This window comes from Myxococcus sp. CA033 (assembly GCF_013336625.1).
In the GTDB taxonomy this organism is placed as follows: domain Bacteria; phylum Myxococcota; class Myxococcia; order Myxococcales; family Myxococcaceae; genus Myxococcus; species Myxococcus llanfairpwllgwyngyllgogerychwyrndrobwllllantysiliogogogochensis.
On the sequence record NZ_JABUMU010000001.1, the window covers coordinates 523,060 to 539,475 of the forward strand.

Annotated in this window: 16 protein-coding genes; 8 read left to right on the forward strand and 8 right to left on the reverse strand. The window is 70.3% G+C overall.

The genetic code is table 11. The annotated features are described in order from the left end of the window. Positions 1 to 45: 45 nt before the first annotated feature. Positions 46 to 2,115: an MXAN_5187 family protein gene (locus tag HUA78_RS02050; RefSeq protein WP_174475542.1), complete on the reverse strand. Its 2,070-nt coding sequence runs from the start codon at positions 2,113 to 2,115 to the stop codon at positions 46 to 48. A 145-nt stretch (positions 2,116 to 2,260) separates the two neighbouring features. Then, on the reverse strand, positions 2,261 to 2,620 hold the full coding sequence (gene hpf, locus HUA78_RS02055; protein ID WP_141644110.1) for a ribosome hibernation-promoting factor, HPF/YfiA family: 360 nt from the start codon (positions 2,618 to 2,620) through the stop codon (positions 2,261 to 2,263). A gap of 148 nt (positions 2,621 to 2,768) precedes the next feature. On the opposite strand from hpf, the gene HUA78_RS02060 reads away from it, so the two are divergent. Together HUA78_RS02060 and HUA78_RS02065 are read left to right on the forward strand one after the other, a co-directional pair. Continuing rightward, positions 2,769 to 3,155: a response regulator gene (locus tag HUA78_RS02060; protein WP_174475543.1), complete on the forward strand. Its 387-nt coding sequence runs from the start codon at positions 2,769 to 2,771 to the stop codon at positions 3,153 to 3,155. Between the two features lie 84 nt (positions 3,156 to 3,239). Continuing rightward, positions 3,240 to 3,686, forward strand: coding sequence for a putative signal transducing protein (locus HUA78_RS02065; RefSeq protein ID WP_174453409.1), 447 nt, complete (start codon positions 3,240 to 3,242; stop codon positions 3,684 to 3,686). Between the two features lie 3 nt (positions 3,687 to 3,689). On the opposite strand, the gene HUA78_RS02070 is transcribed toward HUA78_RS02065, so the two are convergent. Both HUA78_RS02070 and HUA78_RS02075 read right to left on the reverse strand, forming a co-directional pair. Beyond that, positions 3,690 to 4,646 carry an N-acetylmuramoyl-L-alanine amidase-like domain-containing protein gene (locus HUA78_RS02070; protein ID WP_174461315.1) on the reverse strand — a complete coding sequence of 319 codons (957 nt, stop codon included), beginning with the start codon at positions 4,644 to 4,646 and terminating at the stop codon, positions 3,690 to 3,692. After that, positions 4,643 to 5,635: a HEAT repeat domain-containing protein gene (locus HUA78_RS02075; protein ID WP_141644114.1), complete on the reverse strand. Its 993-nt coding sequence runs from the start codon at positions 5,633 to 5,635 to the stop codon at positions 4,643 to 4,645. The genes HUA78_RS02070 and HUA78_RS02075 overlap by 4 nt, the downstream gene beginning before the upstream one ends. A gap of 151 nt (positions 5,636 to 5,786) precedes the next feature. Here HUA78_RS02075 and HUA78_RS02080 point away from each other — a divergent pair, with 151 nt between their 5' ends. Both HUA78_RS02080 and HUA78_RS02085 read left to right on the forward strand, forming a co-directional pair. Continuing rightward, on the forward strand, positions 5,787 to 6,113 hold the full coding sequence (locus tag HUA78_RS02080; RefSeq protein WP_141644115.1) for a DUF4398 domain-containing protein: 327 nt from the start codon (positions 5,787 to 5,789) through the stop codon (positions 6,111 to 6,113). A gap of 17 nt (positions 6,114 to 6,130) precedes the next feature. Further along, positions 6,131 to 7,546 carry an OmpA family protein gene (locus HUA78_RS02085; RefSeq protein ID WP_174475544.1) on the forward strand — a complete coding sequence of 472 codons (1,416 nt, stop codon included), beginning with the start codon at positions 6,131 to 6,133 and terminating at the stop codon, positions 7,544 to 7,546. Between the two features lie 632 nt (positions 7,547 to 8,178). Here HUA78_RS02085 and truD read toward each other — a convergent pair. The 3 genes from truD to HUA78_RS02100 are packed head-to-tail and all read right to left on the reverse strand — an operon-like array spanning position 8,179 to position 11,565. Next, positions 8,179 to 9,204, reverse strand: a complete 1,026-nt coding sequence (gene truD, locus HUA78_RS02090; RefSeq protein WP_174475545.1) for a tRNA pseudouridine(13) synthase TruD — start codon at positions 9,202 to 9,204, stop codon at positions 8,179 to 8,181. Next, on the reverse strand, positions 9,201 to 10,547 hold the full coding sequence (locus HUA78_RS02095) for a DUF4388 domain-containing protein (protein WP_141644118.1): 1,347 nt from the start codon (positions 10,545 to 10,547) through the stop codon (positions 9,201 to 9,203). Before HUA78_RS02095 ends, truD begins: the two co-directional genes overlap by 4 nt. Positions 10,548 to 10,554: 7 nt before the next feature. Further along, positions 10,555 to 11,565: a thioredoxin domain-containing protein gene (locus HUA78_RS02100; protein ID WP_246137298.1), complete on the reverse strand. Its 1,011-nt coding sequence runs from the start codon at positions 11,563 to 11,565 to the stop codon at positions 10,555 to 10,557. 56 nt (positions 11,566 to 11,621) lie between these two features. Here HUA78_RS02100 and HUA78_RS02105 point away from each other — a divergent pair, with 56 nt between their 5' ends. Further along, positions 11,622 to 12,668 carry an asparaginase gene (locus tag HUA78_RS02105; protein WP_141644119.1) on the forward strand — a complete coding sequence of 349 codons (1,047 nt, stop codon included), beginning with the start codon at positions 11,622 to 11,624 and terminating at the stop codon, positions 12,666 to 12,668. A gap of 85 nt (positions 12,669 to 12,753) precedes the next feature. Continuing rightward, complete coding sequence (locus HUA78_RS02110; protein ID WP_141644120.1) at positions 12,754 to 13,665, forward strand: GGDEF domain-containing protein; 912 nt, start codon at positions 12,754 to 12,756, stop codon at positions 13,663 to 13,665. A 7-nt stretch (positions 13,666 to 13,672) separates the two neighbouring features. Here HUA78_RS02110 and HUA78_RS02115 read toward each other — a convergent pair whose 3' ends face one another. Then, the gene (locus tag HUA78_RS02115) at positions 13,673 to 15,283 is read right to left on the reverse strand and encodes a HEAT repeat domain-containing protein (RefSeq protein WP_174475546.1); all 1,611 of its coding nucleotides are present in this window, start codon (positions 15,281 to 15,283) and stop codon (positions 13,673 to 13,675) included. Positions 15,284 to 15,394: 111 nt separating this feature from the next. Between HUA78_RS02115 and rpsU the strand changes: the two genes are divergently transcribed. Beyond that, on the forward strand, positions 15,395 to 15,589 hold the full coding sequence (gene rpsU, locus HUA78_RS02120) for a 30S ribosomal protein S21 (RefSeq protein WP_002614080.1): 195 nt from the start codon (positions 15,395 to 15,397) through the stop codon (positions 15,587 to 15,589). 101 nt (positions 15,590 to 15,690) lie between these two features. After that, a complete protein-coding gene (locus HUA78_RS02125; RefSeq protein ID WP_174475547.1) occupies positions 15,691 to 16,149 on the forward strand; it encodes a GatB/YqeY domain-containing protein in 459 nt (152 codons plus the stop codon). Positions 16,150 to 16,416: the final 267 nt, after the last annotated feature.

Genomic DNA, 16,416 nt, shown 5'->3' on the forward strand with positions numbered 1-16,416 from the left:
TGTGTCGCCCCGGGCTCCGATGTCGTCACGCGGTGGAAGCCGCGCTCAGTCCTTGACGGGCGTGGCCTTGAGAGCGGCCTTGCCTTCCTTCACGTAGACCTGGAAGCGCACCGTCTTGCAGGCGTACTTCTGGACGAGCTGCTCCTTGTTCTTGCGCAGCTTCTGCACGAACTTGTCGTACGTCAGGCCGTCGGCCGGCTCGCCACACCGCTCACGGGTGGTGACGAACTCGCGGAAGACCTCCTGGAAGTGCTGCTCCTCGGAGAGCGCCACCGCGGAGTTGCCCGACGGGCCCGCGCCCGGGAGAGGAATGGCGGCGGGCCCCCCCGCGCGAGGCGGCAACGGAATGGGGACCTCGGCCGGCCGGGCGCTGGCCTGGAGCAGCTCGCGCGGAATGGCCGCGACGCGCGTCGTCTCCGGGTTGTCCGGCGACTGAGCAGCCGCCAGGGCGAACGGGTTCGCCGCCTGCTGGAGCGTGTACGCCGCCGTGGGCTGGTCCTCGAAGGCGAAAGCGCCGCGCCGAGGCGACGCCGTCGACAGGGGCTCACCCGAGGCGGAGAAGCCACCCGGCTCGGGCTCGAAGGGCATGGACGCGCCCGACGAACCGAACGGACTGGCCGCGGGAGGCGGCGGAATCGCGGGAGGCGGCGCGGGGAACGGAAACGCATCCGCCTGCGCGAACGGATCCGCCGAAGCGAACGGGTTCGACACCGGCGCGGGGGCCGGAGGCGGCAGCGCGAAGGGGTCCCCCGAGCCGAACGGATGGGCCGCCGGAGGCGGAGGCGCCATGGAGAACGGGTCCGCCGAGCCGAAGGGCTGGGCCACCGGAGGCGGGGGCGCCATGGAGAACGGATCCGACAGGGGAGCCACCGCCGGAGGAGGAGCCCCACGCGCGAACGGGTCCGGCAACGGGCCCGGCGTCGGCGGGGCGGCGAACGGAGCCGAGGCGAACGGGTCTGGCAGCGGACCTGGCGTCGGCGTGGGCGCCACCGGCTGCGGCGCGTGAGGAACCTGCGCGTGCATCTGCGCATTCGCCGCCATCGCGGCCGACAGGCTGAGCGTGTCGGAGGTGCCCTGCACGTCGTCGCCAGAGCCCGAGCGGGAGCCACCCATCAGCACCGTCCACACCAGCGTCAGGCCCAGGAGCCCCGCCAGCGCGACGAGCGCGTTCTGCTGGTAGTCCGCCAGAGCACCCAGCACCGGCTGCGTCCCGGCCACCGCGAGCACTTCCAGCGGCGCGCCTTCCAGCGCGCGGCGAGAGCCCACCGACAGGGGCGCCTTGCCTCCCATGGCATCGCCCTCCGTCATGAGAGGCAGGCCCAGCGGGCCCAGGTTCTGGAGGCTGCCGCGGCGCAGCACCACTCCGCTCGTGTTGGCCGCCACCTGCGCCAGCGAGCCCTCCGCGAGCAACTTGTCCGGCCCCACGGCCGTCACCGAGTCCCCCTTCACCAACCCGAGCGCGGAGACGCCGGTGGCCTGCACCGCGGCCTCCAGCGCGCCCTCGTCGAGCAGCGGCGCGCCCACCACCAGCGTCACCGCCGGCTGCATGCCGAAGTCCCCGCCCCACAGCACGGGCACCGAGGCGAAAACGTGCGCCGCACCGAGCGCGTCCACCACCGAGGTGCCGGCCTTCGCCAGCGCGGCGACGTCCAGCTTCGTGGCATCCGAGGACGGCTCCGCGCCCGCGACGGCATGGAACGCGGCGTCCGGCGCGGCCAGCGCCACCACCGCGCCCTTGAGATCCTTGGGCAGCACGGCCTCGACGGCCGTCCGCACAGCGGTGAAGCGCTCCGCCGTCAGCGGCTGGAGGGCGTCCTTGTCGTCGGCCTTGTCCTTGTCCCGCGACGGGGGACGCACGGAGGCGACGGGCTTGGGGGGAAGCAGCGCGTGGACAGCGGAGGCGACGTCCGGCGTGGCGGCCAGCTTCAGCGCCAGCGCCTGCACCTCCGCGCGACGCGCGTCCACGCGACGCGCCACCTCGGCAACACCCGAGGCGGACTGGGCCGTGGCTCCGTCCACCGCGCGCGCGCGAAGCGGTCCCGACAGCATCGGGAGATGAGCAAGCCCCAGTCCAATGACCAGGAACGCGAAGAGGAGGAACTTGAGGCGGACCATCGCCGTCCTTTAGCCCATGGGTGAAGGGTTCCGCTTATAGCGTTCACCATTCGGACCCAGCAAGATTCGGGCAGCGGACAACGCGGGCCCGGCCGCCCGGTGGACGACCGGGAAGACCGGGCCCTACACCGAGGCAGGCCCCCGGCTAATAGCTCGGAACGTTCGCCGCCACGTCGTCGGGCAGCCCGTCCGTGTGCACGTCACGGCGCTTGTCCACGGCCTTGCGCAGGGTGCGCTCCAGCCGGTCACGCGCCGCGTCGATGGCGGGAAACAGCGTCTCCGCCCGCTCGGTGACATGCACGGAAGCGAAGTTTGGCATGCGCACCGTCACCCGGCACTCCTTGTCCACCCCACCCTTCGGACCGTTGATGTCCACCAGCGAGATGTCGATTTCCGCCGCCTCGTCGTCCGCATACCGTTCGATGTGGCGCACCAGATGCTCCTGCAGGTAGTCCCTCAGCGACTCCGTCAGGGTCAGATGCACGCCCCGCATCAACACCTTCATGGCATCACCTCCAAGGCTCGAAGATGGACAGCCTCCCGCCCGCCGGTGAGGGGGGCTCTTCCACCCGCCTGCCCTCCAGGCAACGAGGCACCGGTCCCCGCGTCCTCGCGGCGGACGAATCCGACAAGGGCCAGAGTTACCCAGACGCATGGGTGCCGAGCGAATCAAGGTCCTCCTCGTAGAGGACGATGGTGACAGCCGGGAGCTCCTAGCGGAGCTGCTCGAGTTCGAGTTCGACGTGGTCACCGCCCACGACGGACTCGCGGGCCTGCGGGCCTTCGAGAGCACGCTCCCGGACGTGGTGGTGACGGACGAGTCGCTGCCGGGGCTGTGTGGCACGGAGCTCGCCCGGCGGGTGAAGGCTCGCGCGCCACGCACCCGCGTCATCCTCGTCTCCGGCTACACCCAGGTGGACGGCGCCGAGCACTGTGACCTGGTGCTGCGCAAGCCCATCGACGTGGAGCGGTTGAGCAGCGCCGTCGGCAGCCTGGGAGACGAGGCCCGCCGCTGGCAGGGCGACGACGCCCGGCAGTGAACGGAAGGACTGGCCCCCGGTGCCGCGGCAGGACACCAGACCTACTATGTCCCTCCAGGACATCCACGGGCAGGAGGGACAGACATGAAGTACTGCGCCAGGTGCGGATCGGAATATCGGGACGACATCGAGCAATGCTCGGACTGTCCAGGCAACCCACGGTTGGTGGACGTAGGGGAGATGCGCAGCCGGGGGCTCCCGCTCCCGCATGAACTGGACAAGCGCGTCTTCGTGCGCGCGGGCACCACGGACAACCCGCTGATGGTGGAGGTCTTCGTGGAGCTGCTCCAGGAGACGGACATCCCGGTGCTGGTGCGCGCGGGTCGCTCGGGCGTGGTGGACAAGCTGACCACGGGCACCCTGCTTCCCTGGTGGGAAATCCTGGTGCCCGAGGAGCAGCAGGAGCGCGCCGCCGCCCTCATCGAGCGGGAGCGGGCCCAGGAAGCGGCCACCAACGACGAGGCCGTCAGGGCCGCCGAGGACGAGGAGCGGGAGACCGAGCAGTCGGCCGCCCCCCCATCCGCCCTCTGAACATCAGGGTGAGCGGACGACGGCGCCGGGCGCGGAGGACTCCGGACGGCGGGCCTCGAAGAGGCTCACCCCGGTGACCTTCCACTTCGCATAGCGGGAGTTGCGGCCGAGGAAGGTCTCCAAGTCTTCGTCCACGACGCGGTTGTAGCCCCCGCGCGAGGCATGGCGCAGGTAGGTGCGGCCCTTGCGCTGCACCACGAAGCCCAGGTGCGTCACGCGGGTGGCCTTCAGCGGAAGGTCCTCGCGCAGCACCACGAGGATGGTGCCGGAGGGGATGGAGCGCGCGTGCTCCATCACCCGCTCCAGCGGAATCATGTTCATCGCGAAGGTGCCCACCGGCTGACGCGCCTTGGGGAGTTGGAGCGACTGGGACGAGCGGGACTGCCAGGTCACGGGCGTCAGCGTCTTCGTGACGGCCACCGCGTCCTCGCCCCCGAAGCGCCGTGTCACGTCTCGCAGGAAGCCCTTGCGGATGTTGTTGGGCAGCCACTGCGCCTCCATGAGGTGGTTGCGGTCCTCATAGGCCGGGGCCTGGGCGTAGCGGATGTGCTCGAGCAGCGGCGCGACCTCCGGCTCCGTGCGCGCGAGCCCCAGCGCCAGGGACTGCTCGACGAAGGTGAGGCAGTCCACCGCGTCCAGGCGGAACGTTGGATCAGGGTCGACGCCCGCGCCTTCTCCCAGCGGAGACAGGACATAGGGCGTGTTGACGAAGCGCTGGCTCATGGACAGCAGCCGCTCGGTCAACGGCGCGTTGGACGCCTCCGACACCAGGGCGGCGAAGGCGCTCGCGTCCATGCCCGTCCAGCCGTTTGGGCGCGCGGGGGTGGCCGTGGCCGCCTGGGCCGCCGCCGAGCCGGAGTCGAGAATCCGCGCCGCGCCGGGCGTGGCGGAGTCCTTCGTCGAGGAGGCCGGGGTCGCCTGGGTGACGAGCGCCGCGGCCAGCACCACCGCCCACGTCATTGCGCCACGCCCGCCCTTCGGAGGATGGCCTTGCGCCGGTCATCCTGGAGTTGGAGCGTCTCCAGTTCCTTCTCGTACGACAGCTTCTCTTCGCCCTTGGCGTTCCACGAGGCCAGCACCAGCCAGTCCAGCATGGCGCTGTCTCCACCCTGGTAGAGGATGCGCGCGGCGCCGGCGGCCAGGCCCCGGTCCTTGTCCTCCAGCAGCGGCTTGAGCGCGGGGGTGGCCTTCTTGGCGGCGACTCCCTCGAACAACTCCAGCCCCTGCCGGCGCACGAAGCGGTCCTGCGCGCCGAGCAGCTTGTTGGCGAAGGCGAAGCCCTCGGGCGAGCCCAGGCGGCACAGGCCGCGCGCCGCCGCGAAGCGGGTGCTCTCCGAGTCGTTGGTCAGGTACTCCTTGAGGGGCTTCACCTGCTTGGCGTCGCCCGTCTCACCCGCGGCGGCCAGCATGATGGCGCGCACCTCCAGCTCCTGCTCCTGCTTGGCGGCCGCCATCAGCGCCTTGCCCATCTTCGGGTTGCGCGAGGCGCCCAGGGCCCGGGCCGCGTCCCGGCGAACCCCACTGCTCTTGTCATCCAGCAGCGGCAACAGCACCTGGACGTTGCGGCTCTTCAGCCGGGCCAGGCCCTGCGCGGCGTACATGCGCACCGTGCTGTCGCCGTCGCCGGCGAAGCGGACCAGGGCCGGCTCCGCGGAACGCGTGTCCAGTCCCGCCAGCACCGCGACGAGGTTGCGGCGGACCCGCTCCTCCAGCACCCGGCGCATGGATTCGTTGATGAGGTCGGCGGCATAGGGCTCCTCGCGCAGGTAGCGCAGCCGGGAGACGGCGGCGGGGACGGCTCCTCCCTGGATGACGGTCTGGATGACCTTTTCCGTCTCGGCACGGCGCTCGCCGCGCTTGGCGGCGGAGGCCTGGGCGGACAGGGCCAGGGGGGGTAGGAGCAGCGCGAGCAGCACCAGGAAGCGGGCGGAGAGGACGGACGGGCGCACGGGAGGGGGACGATGGCAAGGGTGGCGCCAGTCGTCAAAGTCCCAGGCACCGGCCGGCCCCCCTCCTCAACGGGGTATGCCCGATTCTTGACCCCCCAAGAGGCGATTGATACGACCGATGCCTCTTTCCCTCCTCTAGAGGCGCCACCCTATGAAGAACCTGACGGTGCTGGTGGCGGTGGCGGGGGCGCTCACCGCGTGCGGCCCCGTGAAGTCCACCGCGAACATCCTCGACGCCGAAGTCCAGATTCAGGCAGCGCGCACGGCTGGGGCCGACAAGTTGGCCCCGTACGAGTGGACCGCCGCCAACCTGTATCTGGAGAAGGCTCGCGAGGAGGTTGGCTACTCCGACTATCAAGCCGGTGTGGATTTCGCGGTGAAGGCCTCCCGCTTCGCCAATGAAGCCCGCGAGAAGGCGATGTCCGTGGCTGGCAGCGATTCCGACACTGGCACTGGCGAACGGACCCCGAACCCGTGACGCACCGAGCGCTCCCGATGACGCGTCCCTCCCTTGCAGCGCTGCTGTCCCTCCTCCTGGTCGCCGGCTGTGTGAGCGGCAGCAAGATTCGCGCGGACACCCAGGTGCTCGCCGCGGATGTCGAGCGGGCCCGCCGCAGCGGCGCCTTGCGCTGCGCCCCGGTGGAACTGGCCACCGCCGAGGCCTACCTCGACTTCGCCAAGGGTGAGCTGAGCCAGGGCAACAGCGGCCGCGCCGCCTCGCACGTCCGCGTCGCCGACACGGCGGTGGACCGGGCGTTGGAGCTGTCGAAGAACTGCGGTCCGCGCCAGGTGCTGGTGCGTGAGCGCCCGGAGGCGCCGCAGCAGCCGCAGCAGCCCACGGAGACCAAGCCGCAGCAGCCCCAGGTGGTGGTCCGCATCGAGGAGACGGACAGCGACGGGGACGGCGTGCTGGACAAGGACGACCCCTGCCCCGACCAGGCCGAGGACACGGACGGCTTCCAGGACGAGGACGGCTGCCCCGACGCGGACAACGACAACGACGGCGTGCTCGACGCCAACGACAAGTGCCCGGTGCTGGCGGGAGTCGCCGACAACCAGGGCTGCCCGGCCGAGGCGCCGAAGGACCGCGACGGCGACGGCATCGTCGACCCGCTGGACAAGTGCGTGGACCAGGCCGAGGACAAGGACGGCTTCCAGGACGAGGACGGCTGCCCGGACCTGGACAACGACAACGACGGCATCGTCGACGCCCAGGACAAGTGCCCCAACGAGACGGGCTCCATGCAGAACATGGGCTGCCCGGACAAGGACGGCGACGGCGTCAACGACGGGCAGGACAAGTGCCCCGACGAGCCCGAGGACAAGGACGGCTTCCAGGACGACGATGGCTGCCCGGACCTGGACAACGACGCGGACGGCCTGGCGGATGCGCAGGACAAGTGCCCGACCGAGGCGGGTCCGCCGGAGAACAGCGGCTGCGCGGACAAGGACACGGACAATGACGGCGTGGTGGACCGACTCGATGCGTGCGTGGATGCGCCTGGCACGAAGGAAGAGCGCGGCTGCCCGAAGCAGTACAAGAACGTCGTCATCAAGAAGGACCGGATTGAAATCAAGAAGCAGATCCTCTTCGGGTCCGGCTCCGCGAAGATCATCGGCAAGCAGAGCACCGCCATCCTCGAGGACGTGGCATCGGCCCTGAGGGATGCGCCCTGGATCCAGAAGGTCCGCATCGAGGGCCACACGGACTCGCTCGGCAAGGATGAGTCGAACCTGAAGCTGTCGCAGAAGCGCGCCGACGCGGTGATGGCGCAGCTGCTGCGCAAGGGCATCGACCCGGGCCGCATGGAGGCGGTGGGCTTCGGCGAGACGCGTCCCATCGGGCCGAACACCACCAAGGCGGGCCGTGCGCAGAACCGCCGCACGGAGTTCAACATCGTCACGCAGTAGGCAGCCCCGCCCCGGCCACCTCAAGGCCGGGGCAAGCAGGACCAGCGCCTCCCGGGCTTCCGTCCCGAGGAGGCGCTTCGCTTTTCAGCGCGTGGGGTGTCCTCGACAGCACGCACGGGCGAGCGGCCCGCCAGGGCTTCACGCCGGGCCTCTCTCCGCCCGGCCGAAGTCACGCAGCAGGCGGTCCCCCACCCCAAGGCAGGGGCATTCACGCTCGCCGCACACGGTGCACGCGGCGGGTGCCCCGCGTACGCAGCCCCCAAGGCCGGGGCATTCACGCTCGCCGCACACGGTGCACGCGGCGGGTACCCCGCGTACGCAGCCCCCAAGGCCGGGGCATTCACGCTCGCAGCACACGGTGCACGCGGCGGGTACCCCGCGTACGCAGCCCCCAAGGCCGGGGCATTCACGCTCGCCGCACAGGGTGCACGGCGTACGCAGCCCCCAAGGCCGGGACATGCACGGTCAGCGCCTCCGGGAACAGGTCCCGAGGGCGCGTTGCTTTTCAGCGCATCCGCTGCCCTGGAAGTCACGCACGCGAGCGCAACATCCCAGAGGAGTCGCGGACGAAAGGGCCCGCGCGGGCGCGCCCATCAGGCCTCGCGCCAGGGCATCACCCCAGCGAGAGGACGTCAGTCGTCCTTCAGCAGCTCGTGGAGGACCTCGGTGGCGTACGCGCCCCGGGGCAGCTCGAACGCGAGCCACAGGTCCTCGCCCTCCGGCGTCAGCTCGGGCGAGCCCAGGCGGACGCGATATGGCCTGCGCCCTCCTTCCGTCTCGCCCCCACCGCGCTTGAAGTCGTCCGGCGTGACGCCCTCTCCCACCAGCAGGCTCGCCTCGAACTCGCCCACCGCGCCCGTGGCGGCCGTCATCTTCGGGCCGAACAGCGGCCCGGCGGGGCTCACCTCGAACGACGCGACGCGCGGACCATCCACGTCCGGCGCCTCGCATACGAAGAGGCCGCCCGTCTCTTCCTTCCGCAGCACGTCACCGAGCAGCGCGGTGGACAGCGTGCCGGAACGTACGCGCTCGGCGAGCGCCCGGTTGAAGATGCGCGACTGGAAGGCGGAGAGGTACAGCTTGCGCTGGAAGCGCTCGGGCCGCTTCGGAAGCCGCTGCCCCAGCACCAGCAACCTGCCCAGGTCCGCGTTGTCTCCCGCACGGCCAAAGCGCTGTTCGCCGAAGTAGTTGGGAACACCGCCCGCGGTCAGTCGAGAGAAGCACTCTCGCGCGGCCTCCACGTCACGCACGCCCCGCAGGCGCAGCTTGAAGCGATTTCCCCGCAGGTGGCCGGTGCGCAGCTTGTTGCCGTGCCGCTTCGACCACAGCACCTGCACGCCCTCCAGCGCGAACTCCCCCAGTCGCGCTTCCGCGCGCGCGGGCACCGAGAGCAACTGCCGCGTGACGGCCTGCCGGTCCTTCATCCCCGCCACGCCGATGTCGTCCTCGGACACGCCCAGCGACGAGGCCAGCGCCCGCACCACCTCGCGCGTGTCCCGGCCGCGCTTCTCCAGCCACAGGTAGAGGTGCTCTCCCTCGCCCGACGGTTGGTAGGCGGGAAGCTCCTCGACCTCGAAGTCTTCGGGAACCAGCTTGAAGGCACCACCACAACCAGGCACATCCGCCGTCAACCGCGGCCAATCCGAATCCGTCGTCACGGCCCCTCGAGCGTCGCCAGCAGCTCCTTCACGCGACGGGCGAGGTCCTCGTCCGCGCGCGACTCCAGAAGCTCACCGGCCTGGAACAGCAAAAAGAACATCACGTCACTGAGCGCCTGTTTGAAGGACGCCAGCGGCTCGCTGCCCAGTTGGGCGCGGTGCCGCTCGAAGGCATCCATCAACCGGGGCTCGGCCAGGCTCCCATCCGACTGGAAGGCCAGGCCCTCCAGCACGGGAGAGGACGACAAGGCCTGTCCGGACAACGCGGCGTTGGCGGCGGCGATGAACTCGCGGTCCATGCCCTGCTTGGCCACCTCGTCGCGAATCTCCCGGAAGATGAAGTTGAACACGCGCGCCACGGGGCGAGGATCCACCGCCGGAGCGGCGCTCGCGACCGGACGCCCTGGGCCCGCGGGCACGGGCGTGGCCGGAGTCTGGGCCCCGGTGGGCCCCACCGTCGGCACGGGGCCGGCGGGCACGAGCAGCGGCTTGTCCGTCAGCGACGCGAAGCCGCCTTCCAGCAACCGGAAGACGACCTTGGTGATGTCGAACTCGGACAGGCGGGCGGCGTGGCCCAGCTCCAGGATGGTGCGCCGGCCGTCGAGCAGCCCCAGCACCCGGTCCTCATCCTCCTCCAGCTTCCCATCCGAGGCACGCTTGCGCGCCACGTACAGCCGGCCATGGGGGATGCGCTTCCGGAAGTGCGCCATCTCGTCGATCTTCCGGATGCTGTCCATCAACAGGCTCTGGGTGGAGAGCTGGATGGAGTGGCTCGCCTTCTCATCCACCGGCTGGTCGATGAGGAAGAAGCTCCCCTCCCGGCACAGGACGATGGCGTGGAAGATCTCGCTCACCTGATGCGTGACGCACTTGAAGAGGTCGTGCGCCTGCAGGAAGCCCTTCTCCACCAGGGCGCGGCCCACCTTGGACGGGGGCTGGCCCTTGAGCGCGGCTTCCACCTGCGTGCGGTCCACGTAGCCCAGACGCACCAGCACCTCGCCCAACCGGTCCGCGGGGTCGTCCGACGAGGCGCCGCGCACCTCGCCGTCCCGGAAGGTGACGGAGCGCTCGCCGCCAGGGGAGTGGACGCGGATGATGCCGCTCCACCGCGACTGGCTGAGGAAGGCCATCAGATCCGACAGCGGGAAGCCGCCCGCGTCACCGGAGAGCACCACGCGCGGCGCGGCGATGGTGCCACCCTCGCTCGGGCCCCGGGAGAAGACGAGCAGGTCCGGGGACGTGGGCATCAGCGCGTACGTCCCCGAGCGCCCCGTCAATGGAGAGGGGCTCTGGCGATCCTCGGGGACGAGTTGCCCCGCGTCGATGCGGAACCTTTGCGTCATCTCCGTGTCAGTCGGCTGCCCAGGCGTTCTTGTTGTTCACCCACTCCAGCTCATCCTCCAGGCTGTGGTTGAGCAGGTCCTCCTGGATGAAGCTCAGGTCGAGCGCGCGCCCGTTGAAGTACACGGTCGGCGTGCCGGACAGGCCCGCCGCGCGGCCCTGGTTGCGGAAGCCCTCCAGCTCCTGCTTGTAGGCGTCCGACTTGAGCACCGCCGTAAGCTTCGCGCCGTCCAGCCCCAGCCCCTTCGCCAGCGCGGGCAGCGCCTCCGCCTTGAGGTTCTCCTGGTGGGTGAAGAGGGCGTCGTGCATCTGCCAGAACTTGCCCTGATCCCTCGCCCACAGGGCCGCCTGGGCCGCGGGCACCGCGTTGACGTGGTTGGACAGGGGGAACGGCAGGTAGCAGAAGCGCACCTGGGCCGGATTCTTCTTCGCGAAGGCCTCCAGGACGGGACGGGCCTTGGCGCAGTAGGGGCACTCGAAGTCGGAGAACTCCACCACCGTCACCGGGGCGGACACAGCGCCCATGCACATCCGGTCGTCCACCTTGAACTGGGCGCGCTGCTCACGGAAGGCGCCGTAGTACTGGGACAGCTGGACGATGACCTCGGTGGCGGGGCTGCCCTCGGACACCATGCGCGCGGCCACCCGGGCCATGCGCTTGGCGTGGCGGCAGGTGTTGTGCGACTTCAGGCAGGCGCCCAGGGTGTGCGGGCAGCCGCAGTAGCAGAACTCGTCGCTCAGGACGGTGGCCAGCTCCCGCTTGGAGGCCGCGGAGAGCGAGGAGAAGTCCATGCCCGGGATGCCGGAGAGGGCCGCGGCGGGGTCCGTCGGGGCGGCGGCCGGAGGGGCCGGGGGCGGCGGCGGAGTCGCGGCGGGAGCCGGAGCGGCGGCCGGAGCCGGGTTCGAGGCGGGCGCGGAGCCCTCCGGGTTCTTGCAGCCCGAGCTGGTCAGCGCCACGGCGGCCAGCAGGGGAATGACACGCTTCCAGCAGGAGAGGAGCACGCGGCGGGTCTTAGCCACGCTCGCGGGGCTTGTAAAGCAACGCAAGCCTTGGCAGGGAAGCACCCTTGCCCATCATGCCCAGAGTCCTGCTCCTGCATACCGGTGGCACGCTGGGGATGGCCGGAGGTCGGCCATCCGCCCTGCGCCCCGCTGCCTTCTTCAAGACGCTCAAGGCCCGCGTCCCGGAGCTCTTCCAGCTCGCGGACATCGAGCTGCAGCTGATCAGCAACGTGGACAGCTCGGAGATGCAGCCAGAGCTGTGGCAGCGCATGGCCACCCACCTGCACCAGCAGCTCAAGGACTTCGACGGGGCCGTGGTGACCCATGGGACGGACACGCTCGCCTACACGGCCAGCGCGCTGTCCTTCATGTTGCGCAACCCGCCCTGCCCCGTGGTGCTGACGGGCTCCCAGCGGCCGTTGGGGGAGGTCCGCTCGGATGCGCGGCTCAACCTCATCGACGCGGTGCTGTCCGCGCTGCAGGGGCCGCGCGAGGTCACCATCTGCTTCGACTCGCACCTCTACCGGGGCAACCGCACGCGCAAGGTGAAGGTGTCCGAGTACGACGCCTTCGAGAGTCCGAACTGCCCCGTGCTGGGCACCCTGGGCGTGGACGCGACGTTCGAGCCGGGACTTCGGTCGAAGGGCCCCTTCCGCCTGTACGAGAAGCTGGATCCGCGCGTCTTCCTCTTGAAGGTCTACCCCGGGCTGGACCCCGCCCTGCCCCTGCAGTTGCTGCCGCATGTCCGGGGACTCGTCCTGGAGGCGTATGGGGCCGGCAACTTCCCCATCGACCCGGCCCTCGGGCGCTCGCTCCTGCCTCTGTTCACCCAGGCCCGGGAGCGCGGCGTGCCCGTCGTCGTGGTGAGTCAGGCCCACCGCAACGGCGTGGATCTCAGTCTCTACGAATCTGGAGCGGCGGCCCTGGCCCAGGGGGCCGTGGGCGGCGCGGACCTGACGCCCTCGGCGGCGCTGGTGAAGCTGATGCAGGGACTGGCCTATCACCCCCGCTCTCCGGAGGCGCTCGCGCGCTTCATCCAGACACCGGTGGCCGGGGAGCTGACCGTCGGACGCAAGACAGTGGAACCCCCGGGTCGCCGGAGCCACAAACCAACGCGGTGAGTCCAATCCAGGCGAGGGTTGCCGGCAAGGAAGCCGGCAGCATGCTTGCCGCCATGAAAAAACGGCCCGTAAGATGGGTGGCGCGATGTCCGAGGAGAAAACTTCCGTCCATTCCATTTCGGACCTGCTGGGCAACGGCCAGCGGCAGAGCGCTTATCTGATCGTCATCAGCGCCAAGTCCGCGGCGGGCATCGGCCGGATGTTCAAGCTGGACCGCTCCGAGGTGGTGCTGGGGCGCAGCTCCGAGGCGCAGTTCCAGGTGGAGGACGACGGAATCTCGCGCAAGCACGCCAAGGTGGTGGCGCTGGGCGACGGGCGCTTCCAGGTGGTGGACCTGGCGAGCACCAACGGCACGTACCTCAACGGCCTGAAGGTCAACGCCGCGCCGCTCTACGACGGCGACAAGATCCAGATTGGCTCCAACACCGTCCTCAAGTTCTCCATCCAGGACGAACTGGAGGAGCAGTACCAGCGCAGCATCTACGAGTCGGCGACGCGCGACGGCCTCACCCGCGTCTACAACAAGAAGTACTTCCTGGAGACGGTGCGCAAGGAGTTCAGCTACTGCCTGCGCCACCGGGTGAACCTGTCGCTGGTGCTGTTCGACGTGGACCACTTCAAGAAGATCAACGACGCGTACGGGCACCCGGCGGGTGACTACGTGCTGACGCGCATCGCCCAGCGGGTCAGCGACACCGTGCGCACCGAGGACCTGCTGGCGCGCTACGGCGGCGAGGAGTTCGCGCTGATGCTGCGCGAGTCCGCCGAGGACCAGGCCCTCGCCTGCGCCGAGCGTTGCCGGTACGCGGTGGACAAGGCGGACTTCGTCTTCGGCGGCACGCCCATCAAGGTGACCATCAGCCTGGGCGTGGCGACGTTGCTGGACTCGGACTTCTCCCAGCCCGAGGACCTCATCGCCGCGGCGGACAAGTACCTCTACCGGGCCAAGCGCGCGGGTCGGAACCGCTCGGACGCCAAGGCCATCAGCGGCCCCTGAGTTCGGCTCAGGGCCCGAAGCCCAGCCGCCGCAATCCCTCGCGCGACACGTGCTGGACGTGGGTGTCCCCGTCCCGAGCCACGGCGTCGGACAGCGCGGCGGCGGCATGCGGCCCGCCCAGTCGGCCCAGCGCGAGCGCGGCGGCCACCCGGACATCCGGCACCGGGTCCTCGCGCAGGCAGGACGCCAGCACCTTCACGTGGACGGCGCGGCCAATGGCCTCCAGCGCCCGGGCGGCGGCGGCGCGCACCACCGGGTGCTCCGAGCCCAGCAGCTCCGCGGCCGCGTCCCCCCGTGTCGACTGGCGCTGCCCCGCGACCACCGCCAGCGCAGCGGCCACCACCTCCGGCGCGTCGTCCTCCAGCGCCCGCGTGGTGGCATCCATCACCTCGGGTCTCCGGACGGACATCGAGCCCAGCACGCGCACCGCCCCGGCCCGAATCACGGGCTGCGAGTCGCGCAGATAGGGCGAAAGCGTCTCCACCCGCTCGTTCTCGCTCTCGCGACAGTCCGCCAGTGACGCCAGCGCCTGGCCCCGCAGCTCCGCGGGCATCCTCGGGTTGCCCGCCACATCCAGGAAGAAGCCCGCGCAGCCCTTCTCCCGCACCATGGCCTCCAGCCACGGCCGGGACACGGCGGCGTCGCGCTCCTCCACCCGGCGCTCGGCGGCCACGCGCAGCGACGTGCCCTCCGCTTCCGCCATCTTCCGCGCCGCGGAGCCACGCACCTTGGGGTCCGCATCCTCCAGCGCGCGCTCCATCTCCCTGCGGGCCAGCGGTCCATAGACGCCCAACGCCAGCACCGCCGAATCCCGGCGACGGGGCTCGGGCGCCGTCAGCTCCGGCTGAAGCTCCTCCAACTCCCGCGAGTACACGGCGAAGAGTCGGTTCACGAGCACCGCGTCCACGGGCTTCGCCTCCTCCAGCAAGAGGCGCCCCACCGAGGTGCGCTGTCGCAGCGCCACGGACTTCAACGCGCTGGCGCCAATGACATCCGTGCTCTCCGGCCTGGAGGCCGTGGCATCGAGCAACAGCCGCGCTGGCTTGCGCCCCATGAACGTCCCCAGGTGGGCGAGCGCCGACCCTCGCGCGCGCGGGTCCTCCGAGTACAACTCCACCTCCAGCGCCTGCCGGATGGCCTCACGGCGAGCCCATACCCGGGCCGCCGCCTCGGGCCCCCGCGCTCCGGCCTCTCGAAGGAACGTCGCCGAGGATTGATCCGCCTCCGCGGCCGCGCGTGCCGCCGTGAGACACGCCTGCAGATCCGCCGACGTGGGCGTGCTGGCCACCCACTCCGCGAGCACGCGGCGCTCGGGAATCCCCTTCCCCTTCGCCTCGGCCCGCACCGAGGCCCACCGCACCCGCCAGTCCTCGTCCTTGCGGGAAGACGCGAGCGCGTCGCGGGGAGTCGGCCGGACCGTGCCCAGGGACGCCACCCAGGAGTCGACCCGTCCCCCGGACAGGCAGGAGCCACACACGCGGCCCCGGAGGGCCCGGTCCGCCACGTGCCGTTGGCAGGAGTTCCAGCAGTCGGTCGTCCCGGTGCCGCCACGCTGACCGGTCGCCAGCAGTACCATCAGGATGAGGGCAGGGCTCACGCAGCGGACAGTGTAGTGCATCCGCCCCCGGGTTTTCCCTCCTGCGTCCTTGCGTTTTACCTCCCGCTAGGACATACCCGCTCCCCTTTTGAAGTACACACACATTGACGCATGGCGGAAGGAGGTGAACTCATGCCCGGTATCCGAGTGAAAGAAGGAGAATCCATTGAGAGCGCCCTCAAGCGCTTCAAGAAGGCCACTGAAAAGGCCGGAATCCTTTCCGAGATCCGCAAGCGCGAGCACTACGAGAAGCCTTCCGTGAAGCGGAAGAAGAAGGCCCTCGCCGCCAAGAAGCGCGCGGTGAAGAAGGCCCGCAAGTCGTTCTAGTTGCGAGGCCGGCGTGAGAGCCGGGGCGCCCTCGAGCAGTCAGGTGCCCTGGCTCCCGTCGTCCAGTCCCCCCGAACCACAACCCCAGCGGAGTCGCATATATGGCAACCCTCAAGGAACGGCTCGACGCGGACCTGAAGGACTCGATGCGGGCCAAGACCGAGACGCGCACCACCGTCATTCGGGCCATCAAGAGCGCCATCAAGTACAAGGAAGTGGAGCCCGGCGCCTCCGCCCTCGATGACGCGGGTGTGCTGACAGTTGTCGCCGGCCTCATCAAGAAGGGTCGCGACTCCGTGGAGCAGTTCAAGGCCGGCAACCGGCCGGAGATGGCGGAGAAGGAAGAGGCCGAAATCGCCATCCTCCAGAGCTACCTCCCCCAGCAGCTCACCCCCGACGAGCTGGCCGCCGCCGTCCAGGCCTCCATCGCCGAGGTGGGTGCCACGAGCGCCAAGGACATGGGCCTGGTGATGAAGAACCTCACCCCCAAGATCCAGGGCAAGGCCGAGGGCCGAGCCATCTCCGAGGCCGTGAAGGCCCAGCTGGCGAAGCTCTCCTGAAGCCGCCTCCCACCCGTTCGGGGTCGCTCGCTTGCTCCCGCGGCCCCTCGGGTGGATGGGATTGGGGTGAGCGGAAACTTGCTCCCCCGTCTCCCCGTCATTAAGTGCCAGGGCCAGTCCGGTGCGCGCGCCCCACCCCTTCCAGGGAGGCGCCGTCCGGGCCGTAGGAGCCCCAACGTGTCCCCAGCCATCCTTCCCGCCCCCTGTCGCCGGTCCTTCGCCCTCGTGGGCGGGGTGATCCAGCGGGTTGGCGACCAGACGGGCGAC